Raw genomic sequence first — 17,775 nt, forward strand, 5'->3', positions numbered from 1 at the left:
GCACCGGCGAGAGGAACCATCATTTCCAGCGAACCCTTTGACGTCAAAAACCGCTCACTGCTGACGACCCTGCTGGTTCTTCCGCTGATCATCGTGGTGCTCACCCGGGTGTTCCTGGGCGGCTCGCTGCCGGAGATCACCGCAACCCACTGGTCCGATAGCCGCTACCCGGACGGGTTCACCGCAACGTCGGTGTTCTTCGCAGTGAACACGACTCTGAGCATCATCGGCGGCGTGCTCGGCCTGGCGGGAATCGCCCTGAGGCGCAACCCGCTGCTGATCCTTGTGCTGCTCCTGGTCGGCGGCATGACCGCGTGGACCAGTGCGGCACTGGTCATCACCTGTGCTGTTCCCACCGCGATTGCCGGGGATCCGACGCTTGCGGATAACGGGCCATGGATCATCGCTTCGGTCCTCATGCCCTTGGTGGCGCTGGCGCCGCTGTGGCTCTCGGGGATCTTCCAAGAGTATTCGCGCCGCTCCCATGCCAAACGCAGGCAGCGAATTGCCAAGGCCCAGGGAACTGCGCCGGCTGCCAAGCAGGCCGCTCCGGCGTCATTGGCTTCAGGCGAATTCGACGAAACCGCTGCCGCGCCATGGTGGCTTTGGCTGCTGGGGGTCTTTGTCTTCGGCATGGGCCTGTTCACGCTGGCGGGGATCGACGACACAGCGGGCGGGGAAAACTGGGTCGCCCTGGTTATCAGTTTGGTCATGATCCTTGTGGTCGCCCCGGTGGTGCTGGGCATCGCGCGAATCAGGGTGACCATCAAGAACGGCAAGCTGAGAGTGTCCAGCGCGATCTTCGGCTTCCCGCTGCGCACCATCGATGCCAGCGAGATCGCCTCGGTTTCCAGTGAAGAAATCCTGCCGATGGAATGGGGCGGCTGGGGCTGGCGCTTCTTCCCGGGCGGATCGGCCGTGGTGATGAAGCGTTCCCAGGGGCTGGCCATCGAGCTGAAGGACAAGCGGCGCTTTGCGGTGACCATCCCGAATTCGGCGCAGGCGGCGGCCCAGCTGAACTCGCTGATCAAATAGGCAGTTAATCCGCCGCAGGCTCGCTGCGTGCCGGACCTATGACCACCGAGCGCAGCAGTAGGCCGGCAATCACCGCGGCCGCTAAAACGTGGATAATTCCCAGCGCCGCATAGCTGATCTGCAGGGCTTCTGGCACCTTCTGGATATGAGGGTGGGGCAGCAGGTAGGACAGGATGATCACCAGCACCCACCAGATGATGGCAAAGATTCCCGCGGTGCGCGACCAGGACGTTTCCTTCACCTCGTGGCTCAGGGGCTGGATCTTCTGCAGCACTGCGCTGGCAAGGACCATCCAGAAGGCGGCCACCAGGAACCCGGCGGCGATGTCGCTGGGACGGTGCCATCCGCAGACTAGGGTGGCAAGGCCCGTGGCCGTGGCGAAGATCCACGCTACCGGCTGCACGGCAGGGCGCAGCCGCGGCGGGGACATGATGTACATTAATCCCATGGCCGCGGCGGCCGCCGTGGTGTGCCCCGAGGGGAATGAATTTCCGGGGGTGCCGAAGTTGAAGTCCGGGCGGTCCAGGACTGAATGCTTGAGCAGCTGGGTGGTTGCCATGGCGCCGCCGGCGGCGATGATGGCAATCAGCGCGCGCAGGAAGCTGCGGTCCCTGATCACCCGGTAGAGTAGGAAGACGGCGGCCATCGCCCCGCAGATCCACGGCAGCAGATCCAGGAATTGGCGCACCGGCTGCTGCAGCGAAGTTGAAGGCCACCACTGGGACCAGACGCCGTAGCCGACTTCGTCGGCCCACTGGCCTTCGCGCAGCCGGATGAAGAACAGGTACTCGACGGCGAACATCGACACAGCCAGCACTGCGGCCCACCACCACTGGAGATGGCGCGGGTTCAAGGCGGTTTCTGTGCTGCTCATAGTTCTAGGGTGTCACACCTAAGGCCCCGGATTGCAGGTCTGCGGCGTGTAACTATCGCCACCATGGCTAGGCTAGTAGCTATGAGTTTGCAGCTGCCTAGTCTTGAAGAAATCCTTGAAAACAGCCACGTGGTCCGCCTGCCCATGCGGGTGAAGTTCCGCGGAGTGACCGAACGCGAGGCGCTGCTGATCAAGGGCCCCACCGGCTGGGGCGAGTTCTCCGCCTTCCTTGAATACGAGCCAGCAGAAGCCTGCAAATGGCTGGCCGCCGGCATCGAAGCCGCCTACCAGCCGTTCCCGAAGCCGCTGCGCAGCAGCATCCCGGTGAACGCGACGCTGCCTGCGGTGCCGGCGGACCAGGTAGGCAGGGTGCTGGAGAACTACGATGCCCCGCACACCATCAAGATCAAGGTCGCCGAAAAGGGGCAGAGCCTTGCCGAGGATGTGGCCCGCGTTGCCGAAACCCGCCGGCTGTACCCGCAGGCGGCGCTGCGCGTTGACGCAAATATGGGGTGGGACATCCCTACTGCGGTGGAGGCGCTTGAGCGGCTCAGCGGCTTCGACCTGCAATACGCCGAACAGCCGGTGCCGGGAATCACCGGGCTGGCGCAGGTGCGCGAACAGCTGCGCGCCCGCGGCATCGGCCTGAAGATCGCGGCGGACGAGGCGGTGCGCAAGCACACCGACCCGCTGGAGGTCTCCCGCTTGGGAGCTGCTGACCTGATGGTCATCAAGGCCCAGCCGCTGGGCGGCATCCAGGCGGTGCTGGACATCGCCAAGCAGGCTCAGCTGGACGTGGTGGTCTCCAGCGCCCTGGACACCTCGGTGGGGCTGGCCCAGGCCGCCGCCCTGGCTAGCGCCCTGCCCGAGCTGCCCTATGCCTGCGGACTGTCCACCGGAACCCTGCTGGCCCAGGACGTCACCGGCCAGCCGCTGCTAGCCGCCGCGGGCTACCTGCCGGTGCGCCGGGTGGAACCGGAGATGGACCATCTGAAGCGGCTGGACCCCGGGGAGCAGCGCACCGCCTGGTGGCGTGAACGCGTGGCCCGCTGCTATGAGCTGCTGGCCGCAGGCGCCATTGAGCGGTGCTGAAGTTTTCCCAGCGTTAACCTAAAAGCAGGGTGCGCGCCATGTGCGGGTGAAAACCTCTAATCGCTTCAAGCCACTGACTGTGAGCCATTAAACGAGGAAGAGACCACCACATGAATCCCACTCGCACCCTGCTGCCGATGCTCGGCCACACCCGCGGCGGCCGCTCCGCAGCCACCTGCCACTTCAAATGCGCCGACGCCTGCACCAAGCCGGACTGCAACACCTCGTCCAACAGCTACTTCAAGGACGTCGCCGAGCAGGCCCTGTCCCGCCGTCAGATGCTGGGGCTGGGAGCCATCGGCGCCTCAGCGCTGGTCGTCGGCCCGCAGCTGTTCGGCGCCCAGCAGGCCAACGCGGCGGCGCCGCTGACCCTTGCCGGCAAGCAGCCTGCAGGCGGCGGCAAGCTGGGGTTCACCGCGATCGACCCGGTCTCGCGCTCGGTGGATGACCTGAGCGTTCCCGAAGGCTATGAATGGCACAGCATTATCCGCTGGGGCGACCCGCTGTTCAAGAAGACCCCGGTGCTGGATCCCACCAAGCAGAGCGCTAAGCACCAGGGCGAGCAGTTCGGCTACAACTGCGACTACCTGGACATCATCGTGGACAAGTACTCCGGGCGCACCGGCGTGCTGGTGGCGAACCACGAGTACACCAACGAAGACATGATGTTCGACGCCGCCTGGTTTGAGGCCAACAAGGACGAGGCCCGCCGCATCGCGATGAACGCGCACGGCTTCTCCGTGGTGGAGATCACCCGCAAGAAGAACGAGAAGAAGTGGACCTATGTCCAGGGCGGCGAGCGCAACCGCCGCATCACCCTGTCCACCGAATTCCGCGTGGACGGCCCGGCCGCCGGCTCCGAGCTGCTCAAGACCGCCGCCGACCCGACCGGCGCCAAGGTGCTGGGCACCTTGAACAACTGCTCCGGCGGCACCACCCCCTGGGGCACAGTGCTCTCCGGCGAGGAGAACTTCGACCAGTACTTCCGCGGGCGCGGCACCGCCGAAGAAGCCCGCTACGGCATCGGCACCGCAGCCACCGGCCGCGGCTGGGAGGACACCGACCCACGCTTCGGCCTGAACCACGAAGGCTTCGAGAACGAGGCGAACCGCTTCGGCTGGATCGTGGAGATCGATCCGCAGAACCCGAACTCCACCCCGGTCAAGCACACCAGCCTGGGCCGCTTCAAGCACGAGGGTGCGAACGTGCGCATCGCGAAGAACGGCAAGGCAGTGGCCTACTCGGGCGACGACTCCCGCTTTGAATACGTGTACAAGTTCGTCTCCGCTGACACCTACCGTAAGAACGATCGCCGCCACAACATGACCCTGCTGTCCAAGGGCGACCTCTACGTTGCGCGTTTCACCGGCAATTCGCCGGCCAGCCAGATCGACGGCAGCGGCGCACTGCCCTCCGACGGCGCATTCGACGGCACCGGCACCTGGCTGCCGCTGGTCGTGGGCGGCAAGTCGAAGGTGGAAGGCATGAGCGTGGACGAGGTGCTGGTCTACACCCGCATCGCCGCCGACAAGGTGGGCGCCACCAAGATGGACCGCCCGGAAGACGTGGAACCGAGCCCGGTGAGCGGCAAGCTGTACATTGCGCTGACCAACAACTCGGACCGTGGCAAGGCAGGCAAGGAAGGGGCCATGGAGCAGAACCCGCGCGTATCAAACCGCGACGGGCACATCATCGAGCTGACCGAGGCAGGCAACGACGCCACGGCAACGAAGTTCACTTGGAACATCCTGCTGGTGGCGGGCGATCCGAAGATCAACTCCTCCACCTACTTCTCCGGCTACCCGGCAGACAAGGTCTCGCCGATCTCCTGCCCTGACAACCTGGCCTTCGACTCGGCCGGCAACCTGTGGATCTCCACCGACGGCGCGCCGAGCACCATCGGCTACGCCGATGCCCTGCACAAGGTCACCCTGACCGGCAAGGACCGTGGACGCGTAGAGCAGTTCCTGGCGGTGCCCACCGGCGCTGAAACCTGCGGCCCGGTAGTGCACGACAAGGACGGCTCGGTGTTCGTCTCGGTGCAGCACCCGGGGGAGGGCGGCAGCTTCGCGCAGCCTGCCTCGCTGTTCCCTGACTTCGCCAAGGATGCCGGCTCTGCGGCCCGCGGCCAGTTCTACGGACCGCGCCCCACCGTGGTGCAGGTGTTCGCGCCAGCGTCGAACAACGGCAAGGGCAAGGGCCGCGGCAAGGGCCACCAAGGCTAGGCTGGGCTAGAGCCACACCGACTGCACAGGCGGCGGCAGGAAATCACAGAGTTTCCTGCCGCCGCCTGTTTGCGCCGCTGGATAGACTGGACACGGCAATTTCAGCAGGCAAGATGCGAGGGCAGCGAGAACGTGAGTGTGCACCACGACCGGGGACAGCGGGCGATTCTCACTGCCCGGGAAGTACTTGCCTCGCTGATCTCAGCCGGGATCCGCGAGCTGGTGCTATCCCCGGGCTCGCGCAGCGCCCCGCTGGCCTACGCGGCGGCCGAAGCAGAAGCCGCAGGCAAGCTGCGGGTGCACGTGCGCATCGACGAACGCTCCGCGGCCTTCATGGCCCTGGGCCTGAGCCAGGCAAGCTGCACGCCGGTGGCGCTGGCTGCCACCAGCGGCTCGGCCATCGGCCAGATGCTTCCAGCGGTCATGGAAGCCAACCACACCGCAACGCCACTGCTGGTGCTCTCCGCCGACCGCCCCGATGAACTGCACGGCACCGGAGCCAGCCAGACCACCAAGCAGAAGACGCTGTTCGGCGAGCACGTGCGCGCTGCCCTCAACGTGGCGGCCGGAGAATGCCCCAAGGAAGCAATTGCACAGGCGCTGGCGGCGCTGCGCGGGAGCGACGCACTGCCGGCGGGACCGGTGCAGCTGAACCTGCAGTTCCGCGACCCGCTCACCCCCGAAGACGCCTCCCGCATCGATGCCCAGCCGTGGACCCACATCACGGCCGGTACCTGGGAGGAGAACCGCCGCCAGGCTGCATGGGAGCCGCCGGCACAAGAAGGCCGCCGAACGGTAGTGGTGGCAGGGCACGGTGCAGGGGTCGAGGCCCAGGAGTTCGCCCGCGTCCAGGGTCTGCCGCTGTTCGCCGAGCCCTCCTCCAACGCGCGCTTCGGCGAAAACGCCATCGGACACTACCGGCCGCTGATTGCCGTGGGCCAGGAACGCATCGAACGGGTGGTGCTCTTCGGCCGGCCCACGCTCAGCCGCCCGGTGGGCAGGCTGCTGGCAGATCCGCGCATCGAAGCCGCCATCTGGGAACCTGCTCCGGCGCCGTGGTACGAGCCAGGCCGCCGCAGGGAGCAGCCCATCAGCGACCCGGCGGCGCTGCAGGAATTTGCCGGCGCCGGGCCGGATGGATGGCTTGAATCGTGGAAGACGCTCGACGCCCAGGCTGGGCAACTGCGTACTGCGTCCGACGCGGGAGAACCGCTGAACGGAGCTGCGGTGGCACAAGTGCTTTGGTCGGCACAGCTGCCGATGCTGCTGATCGGCTCCTCTAACATCGTGCGGGACTTCGACCTCGCCGCGGTCCCGGCGGCAGAACAGCTGGGCAGGGCCTTTGCCAACCGCGGACTAGCGGGAATCGACGGAACCATCTCCACGGCGCTGGGACTTGCCCTGGCCAGCGGCGAACGCACCGTAGCAGTGATGGGGGACATCACCTTCGCCCACGATGCAGGATCCATGGTGTGGACCCGGGGCGAAGCACGCCCGACGCTGGACGTGGTGGTGTACAACGACCAGGGCGGAGCGATCTTCTCCACCCTGGAGCACGGGGCGGTGGCCGCATCAGGCCGCTATGCCAGCAGCGTCGACAGGTTCTTCGGCACCGAGCAGGTGATGAACATCCGGGCGCTCGCCGAAGGCTACGGCTGGAAATACCACCGAGTCGAGCAGGCCAGCCAGCTGCGCGACCTGATGGCGGGCAGCGAGCCTGGAGCTCTTCGCATCATCGAGGTGCCTGCCAGCCGGGAGCACTTGCGGGCCGAGAACCTAGAGCTCAACCAGCTGATCGGAGCACTGGGCTGGCCGGGGGAGTAGGGCAGCTTAGTTTCCGGCAGGATCTTTTTCGATGCGATATGCGACTGCCAAATTTGACGTCTCTGCCGGGCTGAGCAACACTTCGGAATTATCGGCTTTCTTGTCGAGGACGATATTTTCCAAGGCCTTGACTGTGCCCTTACCTTCACAATTCGGGATACTTTCCGTTACTTTCCGAGCGCCTACAGTGAATGAAGCTTGGATGCTGCCTTCGCCAACGCATGTGACGATCAGCCGGTAAGTGCCGGGGACGTGTTCGGCTTGTGAGACATCGCGGATCGTGGCCGCCGTCGGCGAACTTTCTTTTACTTCGGTGAAGGGCCTTGCAACCGCAGAAGCGATCACATCAACACTCGATGACTTTTGGTCTTGTTCGTTGATCTCGCTGGCGAGAGATAAAAGAGAGGTCAGTTCTACTTTCTCTGCACCTGTGGTGTTGGAGGATTCCGTAGTTGACGAAGAACTATTCGGGGGCGAACAAGATGTCGTGATAATCATCAACGATGCAAGTGCTGCGCCTATAAGTAATTTTGCCGACCCAGTTGAATTGCGGTGGACCATGACTTCCTTCCCCATGCCCCGGAAGACGAGAAAAAGCTGCCGTCCTGTATTTGAACTGCTCTGACAATGAAGTATTGGCAAGCATACGTTTCTTCTGAAAATTCCTCAATTACCAAAATGAGGCATTGAGAAATTGCGCCAGATTTAGACTCGAATTTCTGCGAAAAGTTTTGATGAAAGGGACGAGAATTTGTTGTTTATGCTGTTGTTGCAGGAAATCATGGCCCGAAGCACAGAGGGCGAGAACGAGCTTCGCCGGCTCATCTGTTGGTCGATCTGAGATGAGCGAACGCTTGATTTTGCGTGGTTAAAGAATTTGGCCGTTGCAGCCCCCTGCTTATGGGGGAGCCGCAACGGCCAAATGTCCTGATCTAATGAGTTAGATATCGACGTGGGTCGGATCCAGCACGCGGCGCAGGAAGTCCTGAGTACGCGGCTGCTGCGGGTTGCCGATGACCTCGGCGGCCACGCCCTCTTCCACTACGACGCCGCCGTCCATGAAGACCACGCGGTCGGCGACCTCCTTGGCGAAGGCCATTTCGTGGGTCACCACCAGCATCGTCATGCCGTCGGCCGCTAGCTTCTTCATAATGGCCAGTACATCGCCCACGGTTTCCGGGTCGAGGGCGCTGGTCGGTTCGTCGAAGAGCATCAGCGTCGGCTTCATCGACAGCGCACGGGCAATCGCCACACGCTGCTGCTGGCCGCCTGAGAGCTGGTCTGGATAGCGCGATCCAAAGTCTCCCAGGCCTACGCGATCGAGGTTTTCCTGGGCGATCTTTTCAGCCTCGGCCTTGCCGCGCTTGGCCACCTTGATCTGGGCCACGGTGCAGTTCTGCATCACCGTCAGGTGCGGGAAGAGGTTGAACTGCTGGAAGACCATGCCCACCGATTCGCGCATCTTGTCCAGGTTGACCTCGGGGTCGGTGGCCTCAAAGCCGCCCACCATGATCTTGCCTGCATTTGGCTTTTCCAGAAGGTTCACGCAGCGCAGCAGGGTGGACTTGCCGGAGCCGGAAGGGCCGATCAAGCAGACGACCTCGCCGGGCTTCACATCCAGGTCGATGCCCTTAAGCACCTCATTGCTGCCGTAGGACTTGCGCAGCTGGGTAATGGCCACGCCTTCAGCTTTGATTGTTGCATTCGCAGAAGTCATTGTCGTGTCCTTTCTAGCGCTTGGTCCGGGCCGAGCGGGATTCAAACTTGCGGGCCACGAGGCTCAGCGGGATCGTAATGACGAGGTAGAACAGGCCTGCAACCACCAGCGGGGTGATGCCTGCATCAAGCTGCTGGATGCCGTCGCGTCCGAACTTGGTCAGCTCGTACTGCGCTGCCGCGGCGCCAAGGATGAATGCCAGCGAGCTGTCCTTGGTCAGCAGAATGATCTCGTTGGTCATTGGAGGCAGAACGATCTTGAACGCCTGCGGGATCACGATGGTGACCATTGCACGCCAGGCCGGCATGCCCAGCGAGCGGGCCGCTTCGGTCTGGCCCTTGGGCACAGCCTGCAGACCTGCACGCAGGGTTTCAGCAATGTAGGCGGCGGATACTAGGCCGAGAGCCAGCATGACGTTGACTGGCTGAGGCCAGTTCGTGCCAAAGGCGATCGGAAGGCCGTAGCCGAAGGCGATCAGCACCAGGATGGCTGGAACGCCTCGGAAGAATTCGATGACCACCGTTGCCACCCAGCGGTAGGGGGCGAAGGAAGCGAGTTTCATCAAAGCCAGGATCAGGCCGAGAGCCAGACCGAAGGCGAAGGAAATTGCGGTGTAGAACAGGGTGTTCTTGAGGCCGACCAAGATCATATCGGGGAACATCGGCCCGAGCTGGTCGAAGGATAGGAAGGCGTAGCGGGTCTTTTCCCAGTCCAATGAGAAGACGACTGCCACGATTGCAAGGATGAAGACGACAATCTGGATGGTCTTGCTCATTTTGGCGCGCTGACTTGTAGTCATTGCCATGATTTTATACCTCTCGGAATGACGCGGGGACCTTGGACGCCACTGGGTCGTGGTTGTCCAAAGTCCCCGCTTTCACTAAAGCGGACTAGCGCTTGTTACTTCGCGCCGAACCACTTAGTGGTCAGTTCTTCCAACGTTCCTGCATCGGTCAGGCGCTTGAGAGTGCCGTTGACCAGCTCCAGGGTTGCCTTCTTGTCCTTTGGCACTGCAACACCCAGCTGCTCGCCGGTCTTGAAGTCGGCGACTGACTTGAAGCCTGGCTTGTCCTTGATCGCGTAGCCCAGCACCGACTGGTTGCCCAGCACTGCGTCGACCTGGCCGGAGATCAGGGCCTGGGTCTGCAGGCCTGCATCTTCGAAGCCGATGGGGGACAGGCCCTTTTCCTTGGCGTACTTTTCGCCGGTGGTGGCCTGCTGAACGCCGACCTTCTTGCTCTTGGCGCTTTCCAGATCCGTGATGCCCGAGCCGTCTGCCGCGATGAGCACCAGGTCGTCATCCATGTACGGGGTGGAGAAATCCATCTTCTTTGAACGAGGTTCGGTGATGGAAACCGAGGAGATTGCCACATCGCACTGGGTCTTGAACAGGCCGGACTCGATGGAATCGAAGCTGGCGTCGATGACGTTCAGATCTAGCTTGGCATCCTTGGCGATCTCGGCGGCGATGTCCATGTCGAAGCCGACGTTCTTGCCGTCCTTGACGAATTCAAATGGCTCGTAGGGGATGTCGGAGCAGACGGTGAACTTGCCTGCCTCGATTGGGGCGAAGGCTGCGTCGGCGGCAGCCGGCGAATCGGATGACTTGGAGCCGGAATCGGAACCGCAGGCGGTCAGCGACAGCAAAGCGATCGAGCTGACGGCAAGGGCAGACATGAGGTGCTTCTTGGTACCACGCATAGGATCAGAACCTACTTTCGGTAATGCGAGTGGATCATAGTGCGTAGCCATAATCATAACCACGGACACACTAGGTTGAGATACACCTCACACATGTGAAGCCGAGCATTAGCAGAACTGGTGCTTAATGCGGCCCCTGCCCCGAAAATGTATGGGATTCAGTTAACCTTCGGCTATTCGGCTCCAAGGGCTTGGCGCATCGGGCGCATCTTCGCCCATGATTCGGCAAGCTCGTCTTCCGGCACTGAGCCGGGCACAATGCCGCAGCCGGCGTAGAGGCGCATGAGGTTCGAATCTTCCAGGATTCCGCCGCGCAGGGCGATGCCGAATTCCCCGTCGCCGCGCGAATCCATCCATCCCACGGGTCCGGCGTAGGGGCCGCGGTCCATGCCTTCCAGCTCGCGCAGGACGACGCCTGCCTGCTTGGTCGGCGTGCCGCAGACGGCGGCGGTCGGGTGGAAGATCTCTGCAATGTCCAGTGCCGTGGGCAGCACGCCATGCTCATCGGCGCGTAGTTCAGCGCGCACATCGCTGGCCAGGTGCCAGACATTCGGCAGCTGCAGGATGAACGGCTCGTCAGGGGACTGCATGCCGTGGGAAATCGGATTCAACGACTCGGTCAATGAATCGATGGCCAGCTGGTGTTCGTGGCGCTGCTTGGGATCGTCGAACAAATTGTGCTTGGCGAAGTCCGGTGCATCGGCTCCCTCCTTGGCACGGTCCAGGGTGCCTGCCAGCACACGGGCTTCGGCCAGGCCGTTGGTCACCCGCACCAACATTTCAGGGGTGGCGCCGACCAGTCCGTCCACCAGGTAGGTCCAACAGTTCGAGTACCTTGCGGTCAGTTCGTGCACCACGCGGCCCAGGTCGATGGGCGCGCTGCTGCGGGCCAGGATGTCCCGGGCCAGGACGAGCTTGGAAATGCCGCTGTCTTCAAAAACCTCCAGCGCCTTGCGCACCGCCTGCAGATAGGAGCCGGCGGTGAGCTGGCCGCTGGTCAGCTCGATATCTCCGGGGAGGTTTTCTGGGACGGAGGCTTCGGCGATCGCCTGCTGCAGCCGCTGCAGCGCGGATTCGAAGGTGGCCCCCTCGAGCTGCTGGGCCGTGCCGGTGAGGGTGATCCACGACTTTTCATCGTCCTGTCCCACGGTGACCTCCGGGATGACCAAACGCGAGTCGAAGGCGCTGGTCAATGAGAAGGCGAAGGAGCCAAAGGCGATCAGGCCGCTGCCGGGCCGGGAAATCGGGTCGGTGATCTGCGCCTGGTCCAACAGCTGTTTGAACCAGCTGCGTGCGTCGACAAAACGCTGTTCGCCGCGGGTGCTCAGCCTGGCTGCAGTTCCGAATCCCACCAGGCCCCGGCCGCGGCGGGTCCACACCAGCGAAGAGTGGCGGATGGAATTCTCAATCAGGTTCCGGGACGGATCGGCGTACGGGAACGTGATGCTTGTTAATACAGGAACACTTCCGCGCAGGTTGCGGGAGCTGAGAACGGACGAATCTGCAGACATGATAGGGCTAAGCCTACCGCGCAATGGCAGGGGAGTTGCCCCCGTGGTGGCGCCTGTCACCACGGGCTGTAATGTTGTGAGATTTGACGGAATGGGCCGGTGCGCACCGGGCAAGCCGGTAAACTCGGTTTTGACCAGTTTCGCCGCCATCGGCGCGCCGCAGAACACACGCGGGCCGGGGCTGCAAGCAAACAGTTGAACGCATCGGTTAGAGTGAAGTGATGTTTGTGCGCCACCTGCGCATTAAACACGTCTTCGTTCAAAGCGATGACTACCCCGATGAAAGATAAGTAAGCCGTAGAACAGTGACTGATTCCAAGAGCAACTGGACCGCAGCCGGACATGAGGTGTCCGACTCGATTGAGCTGAATCCTGAAACCGCGGTACTCGCTGCGGCCATCAATCTTCCCTCGGGCTTTGCGCTGATTGCCGAGGATCCAGAATTCGGCCCGGCAATCTCCACCGGCATGGCAAAGGTTGAAAAGCTGCTGCGCGATGCGCTGGCCAACTCCGACCCGTTGATCGACGCTTCGAGCCGCCACCTGGTGGAAGCAGGCGGCAAGCGCGTGCGCCCGCTGCTGGTACTGCTGACCTCGTTGCTGGGCCAGGGCGTCAGCGATGAAGTCATCAAGGCCGCCGCCGTGGTTGAACTAACCCACCTGGCGACCCTGTACCACGACGACGTCATGGATTCCGCGCCGATGCGCCGCGGCGCACCCACCGCCCATGAGGTGTGGGGCAACTCGGTGGCCATCTTGGCCGGCGACCTGATCTTCGCCCGCGCCTCGGTGTTCGGCGCCGAGCTGGGCCCGGAAGCTGTCGAATGGCAGTCGCGCACCTTCGAGCGCCTGTGCCTGGGCCAGCTGCATGAATCCATCGGTCCTCGCGAGCATGAGGATGCGATCGAACACCACATCCAGGTGGTCAGCGACAAGACCGCCTCCCTGCTGGCAACCTCCGGCGCTTTCGGCGCACGCTTCGGCGGCATCCCGGAATACGTGGAAGTGCTGCGCGAATATGGCGAGAAGGTCGGCGTGGCCTTCCAGGTCGCCGACGACGTCATCGACATCGCCTCCAAGGAAGCCGACTCGGGCAAGACCCCGGGTACGGACCTGCGCGAGGGAGTGCCGACCCTTCCGGTGCTGCTGCTGCGCCAGGCCGCCTACAACGGCGATGCCGAGGCACAGCGCGTAGTTGAACTGGTGGACTCGGACCTGAGCAGCGACGAAGCACTGGCGCAGGCTGTCACGGCGTTGGCCGGCAACCCTGCGATTCATGAAGCGTGGAAGGTGGCCCGCCGCTGGGCCGACGATGCCATCGCGGCACTGGCTCCGCTGCCGGAGGGCACGGTGAAGCAGGCGCTGATCTCCTTCGCCGATGCTGTAGTGACCCGCGAGTCCTAATTCAGGCTTAAACAACAAAACCTGCCGAGTCCAACTTGGCAGGTTTTGTTGTTAAGGCCGGATGGCTGTTAGCGGATGACGTCAGCGTCTCGCAGGCGCTGCGGATGCGCGTCGCTGAACAGCGCCGCCCGCAGCTGCTGGGCCTTCAGCGCGCGGTCCTCCACCGGGACGCGGTGGCGCAGCTGGCGGTAGAGCTGGTCATCCCAATAGCGCGGGAAGACATGCTGGTGATAGTGCCACACATGCTGGTTCCCGGCAGGCTCATTGTGCTGCCGGGTGCTGGTCCCGTCCGGATCCCAGGCGATCTTCATGGCCAGGGCCACGCGCTGGGTTTCGCGCATGATCGCCGCACCGGTGGCTTCGTCGAGTTCGTAGAGGGACTCGATGTGCGCGGTGGGGATGATCATTACGTGTCCGCCGTGGTTCCCAAAGCCGTCGCAGGCCATGATGGCGGCCACCAGCTCGGTCTGGTAGATCAAGTCGCTGGGTGCACAGAGGTTGTACTCGGTGAACGGCAGATCATTGACCAGCTCGCAGAACGGGCACTGGTAGCCTTCGGGCTCATGGGAACGGTAGAGCACTAGTCCTCCAGCTCGGCTGCTAATTCTTCGAAGATCCAGGCGAACATGTCCAGGGTGAATTCGCTGAAGGTGCCTTCCTCGCTGCTCCAGGTGCCCTTCTTGTTGTTGCGGCGGTAGACGATCGGATCCGGCACTTCCAGATGCGATGCCTTGAAGCCCCAGACGAATTTCTCTTCCTCGTCTTCCAGGAACAGAAGGTAGCCGTCCTCGATTTCCAGCTCTTCGGGGTCGAAGAAGTAGTGGTAGGCCTCCATGAAGTCGTCGTTGTTGCCCAGCGCGAGGTAGAACTCCTCCAGGACAAAGGGGATGGCGACCTTGGACTGGGACAGTCCTTCGCGCAATTCTTCGGTGGTCAGGCCATCGGCTTCATTCCACTGGTCTTCAAGGTACTTGGGGACGAGGGAACGGAACTTCTCTAGAAACATGTCAGCCATGGGTTAATCCTATCTAGAACTAGCCCAGCTCAAGTGCACTGAGAGCAATCCACAATTGCACGCGGTCGCTGGTGACATTCGGGTCGTAGCCGGAAAGTTCTGCAATCTGCTGCATGCGGTAGCGCACAGTATTGCGGTGCAGGCCCAGGGATTCGGCCACGGCGCCCACCGAGCCGTCGCGGTTCAGGTACTCGCGCAGCGTCTGCAGCAGCCCCGAATCATGGGACTGGTCGAATTCCTGGATTGGCCCCAGAGCCTCTGCCGCCAGATCCTGCAGCGGGACATCGCGCGCAGCCAGCAGCAGCGAGGTCAGCGAAAGCTTGGTGGGGACGTTGACGCGTTCACCGTGGCGCAGCGATTCAAGCGCTTCGAAGTAGCTCCAGCGGATGCCGGTGGTATTCGAGTAGCGGCCGCCGTAGCCGACCCGAGCGCCCACCCCTGCGGTGGCCAGGTACTCGTCAAGGCGTTCGATCGAGGCTTGGATCTGCTTATGCGCCACCACGATCACCAAGCGGTCCTCGACGATAGCCGACACCTGCGAGGCCAGGTCCGAGGGCAGCGGCAGCGTTTGAAGGCGTTCGCTGTGGCTGGTGGCCTGCACCAGCAGCACCGAGTGTTCGCGCTGTGGGTCCAGCCCGAGCGAGCCTAGGCGCACCGCCGCGTCGGCTCCCGAGAGGGTGCCGGAGGCGAGGTCGGTGAGCACCTGGCCGTTGGCCAAGCGCTGGGAGGCGCGCAGCCGCGACTTGTTGGCCAATTCCAGCCCGATCAGCGACTGCGCGTATTCGACCAGCGGGTCGTGGGTGTAGGGCTCAGCAATATGCAAGGTGCAGCGGTCGCGCAGCCCGGTAGCCACCGGCACCTCATGCCATTTGCGCTGCGGGTCAAGATGGCCGGAGATGATCTCGCCGAACAGGCTCAGGGACACATCCGTATGCAACATCTTGGCAAGCTCGTCCAGCATCCGGTCCAGATCCGAGGAGAGCAGGGACTGGGCCAGCTTCTGATGGGCCTTGAGCAGGTTTTCAATGCGCTTGACGTGATCGGCGTTCAGGGCTTCTGCGATTAACCGGGAAATCGCCGCGAAGGGGGTGCGGTAGGGGACCTCAATGACCGGCAGCCCGACTTCGCGGGCTGTCTCGATAATGGTCTTCGGTACGCTCTCATGCTCAAGGCCGATGCCGAAAGCCAGGGCCACGACGTCGGCTGAGGCCAGGATGCGCACGAAGTCCGCTTGGGACTGTGCAGTTTTCTGCCGAACCCCGGTGGTCATGACAATTTCTCGGCCGGTGAGGAACTTGGATGGGTCGAGCAGTTCTGTCACCGCACCCCAGGTGATCGCCGTCTGCGCAGATTGATCTGGATCGGTTAATGCGTGCAGGCCAAGCTCGTCATGTTCCAGAAGACCGCGTAAGGTTATTGCCATACGTTTATTCTATGTTGAGTCGCGTACTGCACTGTTTTGCGCAAAATGCTCAAATGATGGACACAATCTTCGCGAAAATGACCACAATGTGAAAGTTTTACGCTAGTTTAGTGACATGAGCTCTCCATCATCTACACAAGGCGCTCCGCTCGCACCGGAAAAGCGTGAGACGTTCTCTTCGCGCAAGCTGTTCATTCTCTCCGCAGTCGGCTCAGCCGTGGGCTTGGGTAACATTTGGCGCTTCCCGTATGTCGCATATGAAAACGGCGGCGGCGCATTCCTGATCCCGTACCTCGTGGCCATCCTGTGTGCAGGTATTCCACTGCTGTTCCTCGACTACGCGGTCGGCCACCGCTACCGCGGCTCGGCCCCGCTGGCCTACCGCCGCCTGAACCGCAAGGCTGAGGTTTTGGGCTGGTGGCAGGTGCTGATCTGCTTCATCATCGCCATCTACTACGCGGCCATCATCGCTTGGGCCGCCATGTACTGCTGGTTCTCCATCACCAAGGCATGGGACAAGAACCCAGACGGCGCCGGAGCGTTCTTCCAGTCCGACTTCTTGAAGGTCGCACCGGAAGCAGGCGTAGGATTCGACTTCGTCGGTTCGATCTTCGTGCCGATGATCCTGGTCTGGCTGGTGACCATCGTGATCATGGTCGCCGGCGTGAACAAGGGCATTTCCCGTGCTAATGCCGTATTCATGCCGCTGCTGATCGTCATGTTCGCCATTCTGGTGATCCAGTCGGTCTTCCTGCCAGGCGCCATCGACGGCCTGAACGCCTTCTTCACCCCAGACTTCGAGGCGCTGAAGAACCCCACCGTATGGGCTGCGGCCTTCGGCCATATCTTCTTCTCGCTCTCTGTTGCCTTCGGCATCATGGTGACCTACTCGTCGTACATGAAGCGCAAGAGCGACCTGACCGGTTCGGGCTATGTCGTTGCCTTCGCCAACTCGGGCTTCGAACTGCTGGCGGGCATCGGCGTGTTCGCCGCCCTGGGCTTTATGGCTCACAACGCTGGCCAGTCGGTGGACGAGGTTGCCACCAGCGGCATCGGCTTGGCGTTCATCGCCTTCCCGACCATCGTCTCCCAGGCTCCGCTGGGCGCGGTGATCGGCGTGCTGTTCTTCGGCTCCCTGGTCTTCGCGGGCTTGACCTCGCTGATCTCCATCCTTGAGGTGATCGTGGCGGCATTCCAGGACAAGCTGGGCTGGCGCCGCACCCCTGCAACGCTGATCGTTTCCATCCCTGTTGCCGTCATCTCGCTGCTGCTGTTCCCGACCACTACAGGCCTGTACCTGCTGGACACCATGGATGCGTTCGTCAACCAGTTCGGCATCCTGGCCTGCGCACTGGTCATCGTGATCGTGCTGGGCTCGGGCCTCGGTGCGCTGCCGAAGCTGGCCAAGCACCTGAACCGCCACAGCTCCATCAAGCTGGGCACCGGTTGGAAGGTCCTGGTCGGCGGCGTCGGTCCAGCGGCCCTAGGCTACATGCTGATCAACGAGCTGCAGACCAAGATGTCCGAGCAATACTCCGGATATCCAGCCTGGTTCAACGGGATCTTCGGCTGGGGCATGGCAGGAGCGCTGATCATCGGCGCCGTGCTGCTCTCGCTGATTCCTTGGAGCAAGAACTCCAAGCTTGACGATCCTGAATTCCACCAGCATCAGAAGAACGTGATTGCTGAAGAAGTTCCAGAAAAAGCCGGAAAGGAGTACTAGAAATGAGCGCAATTGCCATCATCTTCATGATCATTTCGATGCTCACCATTTGGGGCGGCCTGGTTGTCGCCTTGATCAACCTCTCACGTCATCCCGAGAAAACCGATGACGATGTGATCGAGCCGGCCCACACCCTGTAGGCAGGATTGGCATCCGGCGAAGGCCCGGCGGGTATTCCGATGAAGGAATCACTGCCGGGCCTTTGCTGTGCACTTGCACTATTAATCTCGAT

The 17,775-nt window shown here is 62.5% G+C and carries 16 protein-coding genes; 7 read left to right on the forward strand and 9 right to left on the reverse strand.

Annotation, left to right across the window (positions count from 1 at the left end):
- Positions 1-93: 93 nt before the first annotated feature.
- Entirely contained in the window at positions 94-1,035 is a 942-nt protein-coding gene (locus AUR04nite_RS04540) for a DUF3093 family protein (protein WP_141362379.1), read from the forward strand.
- 4 nt (positions 1,036-1,039) lie between these two features.
- Here the strand turns inward: AUR04nite_RS04540 and AUR04nite_RS04545 are convergent, their stop codons facing one another.
- On the reverse strand, positions 1,040-1,909 hold the full coding sequence (locus AUR04nite_RS04545; protein WP_141362381.1) for a phosphatase PAP2 family protein: 870 nt from the start codon (positions 1,907-1,909) through the stop codon (positions 1,040-1,042).
- 81 nt (positions 1,910-1,990) lie between these two features.
- Here AUR04nite_RS04545 and AUR04nite_RS04550 point away from each other — a divergent pair, with 81 nt between their 5' ends.
- From AUR04nite_RS04550 to menD, 3 genes are all read left to right on the forward strand, one after another.
- A complete protein-coding gene (locus AUR04nite_RS04550) occupies positions 1,991-3,001 on the forward strand; it encodes an o-succinylbenzoate synthase (RefSeq protein ID WP_141362383.1) in 1,011 nt (336 codons plus the stop codon).
- A 110-nt stretch (positions 3,002-3,111) separates the two neighbouring features.
- On the forward strand, positions 3,112-5,226 hold the full coding sequence (locus AUR04nite_RS04555) for a PhoX family protein (protein WP_141362385.1): 2,115 nt from the start codon (positions 3,112-3,114) through the stop codon (positions 5,224-5,226).
- Between the two features lie 132 nt (positions 5,227-5,358).
- Positions 5,359-7,050: a 2-succinyl-5-enolpyruvyl-6-hydroxy-3-cyclohexene-1-carboxylic-acid synthase gene (gene menD, locus AUR04nite_RS04560; RefSeq protein ID WP_170184085.1), complete on the forward strand. Its 1,692-nt coding sequence runs from the start codon at positions 5,359-5,361 to the stop codon at positions 7,048-7,050.
- 6 nt (positions 7,051-7,056) lie between these two features.
- Here the strand turns inward: menD and AUR04nite_RS04565 are convergent, their stop codons facing one another.
- The 5 genes from AUR04nite_RS04565 to AUR04nite_RS04585 form a co-directional block, all read right to left on the reverse strand.
- Complete coding sequence (locus AUR04nite_RS04565) at positions 7,057-7,626, reverse strand: hypothetical protein (RefSeq protein WP_218024633.1); 570 nt, start codon at positions 7,624-7,626, stop codon at positions 7,057-7,059.
- 364 nt (positions 7,627-7,990) lie between these two features.
- Entirely contained in the window at positions 7,991-8,767 is a 777-nt protein-coding gene (locus tag AUR04nite_RS04570) for an amino acid ABC transporter ATP-binding protein (RefSeq protein ID WP_141362391.1), read from the reverse strand.
- Between the two features lie 13 nt (positions 8,768-8,780).
- Positions 8,781-9,572, reverse strand: a complete 792-nt coding sequence (locus tag AUR04nite_RS04575) for an amino acid ABC transporter permease (protein ID WP_141362393.1) — start codon at positions 9,570-9,572, stop codon at positions 8,781-8,783.
- Positions 9,573-9,667: 95 nt separating this feature from the next.
- Positions 9,668-10,444, reverse strand: a complete 777-nt coding sequence (locus AUR04nite_RS04580; RefSeq protein ID WP_246055366.1) for an ABC transporter substrate-binding protein — start codon at positions 10,442-10,444, stop codon at positions 9,668-9,670.
- Between the two features lie 197 nt (positions 10,445-10,641).
- Positions 10,642-11,979, reverse strand: a complete 1,338-nt coding sequence (locus tag AUR04nite_RS04585; RefSeq protein ID WP_141362397.1) for an isochorismate synthase — start codon at positions 11,977-11,979, stop codon at positions 10,642-10,644.
- 305 nt (positions 11,980-12,284) lie between these two features.
- On the opposite strand from AUR04nite_RS04585, the gene AUR04nite_RS04590 reads away from it, so the two are divergent.
- Complete coding sequence (locus AUR04nite_RS04590; RefSeq protein ID WP_141362399.1) at positions 12,285-13,382, forward strand: polyprenyl synthetase family protein; 1,098 nt, start codon at positions 12,285-12,287, stop codon at positions 13,380-13,382.
- A gap of 68 nt (positions 13,383-13,450) precedes the next feature.
- On the opposite strand, the gene AUR04nite_RS04595 is transcribed toward AUR04nite_RS04590, so the two are convergent.
- The 3 genes from AUR04nite_RS04595 to AUR04nite_RS04605 are packed head-to-tail and all read right to left on the reverse strand — an operon-like array spanning position 13,451 to position 15,820.
- Positions 13,451-13,963 carry an HIT family protein gene (locus tag AUR04nite_RS04595; protein WP_141362401.1) on the reverse strand — a complete coding sequence of 171 codons (513 nt, stop codon included), beginning with the start codon at positions 13,961-13,963 and terminating at the stop codon, positions 13,451-13,453.
- A complete protein-coding gene (locus AUR04nite_RS04600) occupies positions 13,963-14,397 on the reverse strand; it encodes a hypothetical protein (protein WP_141362403.1) in 435 nt (144 codons plus the stop codon). The genes AUR04nite_RS04595 and AUR04nite_RS04600 overlap by 1 nt, the downstream gene beginning before the upstream one ends.
- Positions 14,398-14,416: 19 nt before the next feature.
- On the reverse strand, positions 14,417-15,820 hold the full coding sequence (locus AUR04nite_RS04605) for a PucR family transcriptional regulator (protein WP_141362405.1): 1,404 nt from the start codon (positions 15,818-15,820) through the stop codon (positions 14,417-14,419).
- Between the two features lie 115 nt (positions 15,821-15,935).
- Here AUR04nite_RS04605 and AUR04nite_RS04610 point away from each other — a divergent pair, with 115 nt between their 5' ends.
- Together AUR04nite_RS04610 and AUR04nite_RS04615 are read left to right on the forward strand one after the other, a co-directional pair.
- Positions 15,936-17,543, forward strand: coding sequence for a sodium-dependent transporter (locus AUR04nite_RS04610; protein WP_141362406.1), 1,608 nt, complete (start codon positions 15,936-15,938; stop codon positions 17,541-17,543).
- Between the two features lie 2 nt (positions 17,544-17,545).
- Positions 17,546-17,683 carry a methionine/alanine import family NSS transporter small subunit gene (locus tag AUR04nite_RS04615; protein ID WP_141362408.1) on the forward strand — a complete coding sequence of 46 codons (138 nt, stop codon included), beginning with the start codon at positions 17,546-17,548 and terminating at the stop codon, positions 17,681-17,683.
- The last annotated feature ends 92 nt before the right edge of the window (positions 17,684-17,775 follow it).

The sequence above is a fragment of the Glutamicibacter uratoxydans genome (genome assembly GCF_006539925.1).
GTDB lineage: Bacteria > Actinomycetota > Actinomycetes > Actinomycetales > Micrococcaceae > Glutamicibacter > Glutamicibacter uratoxydans.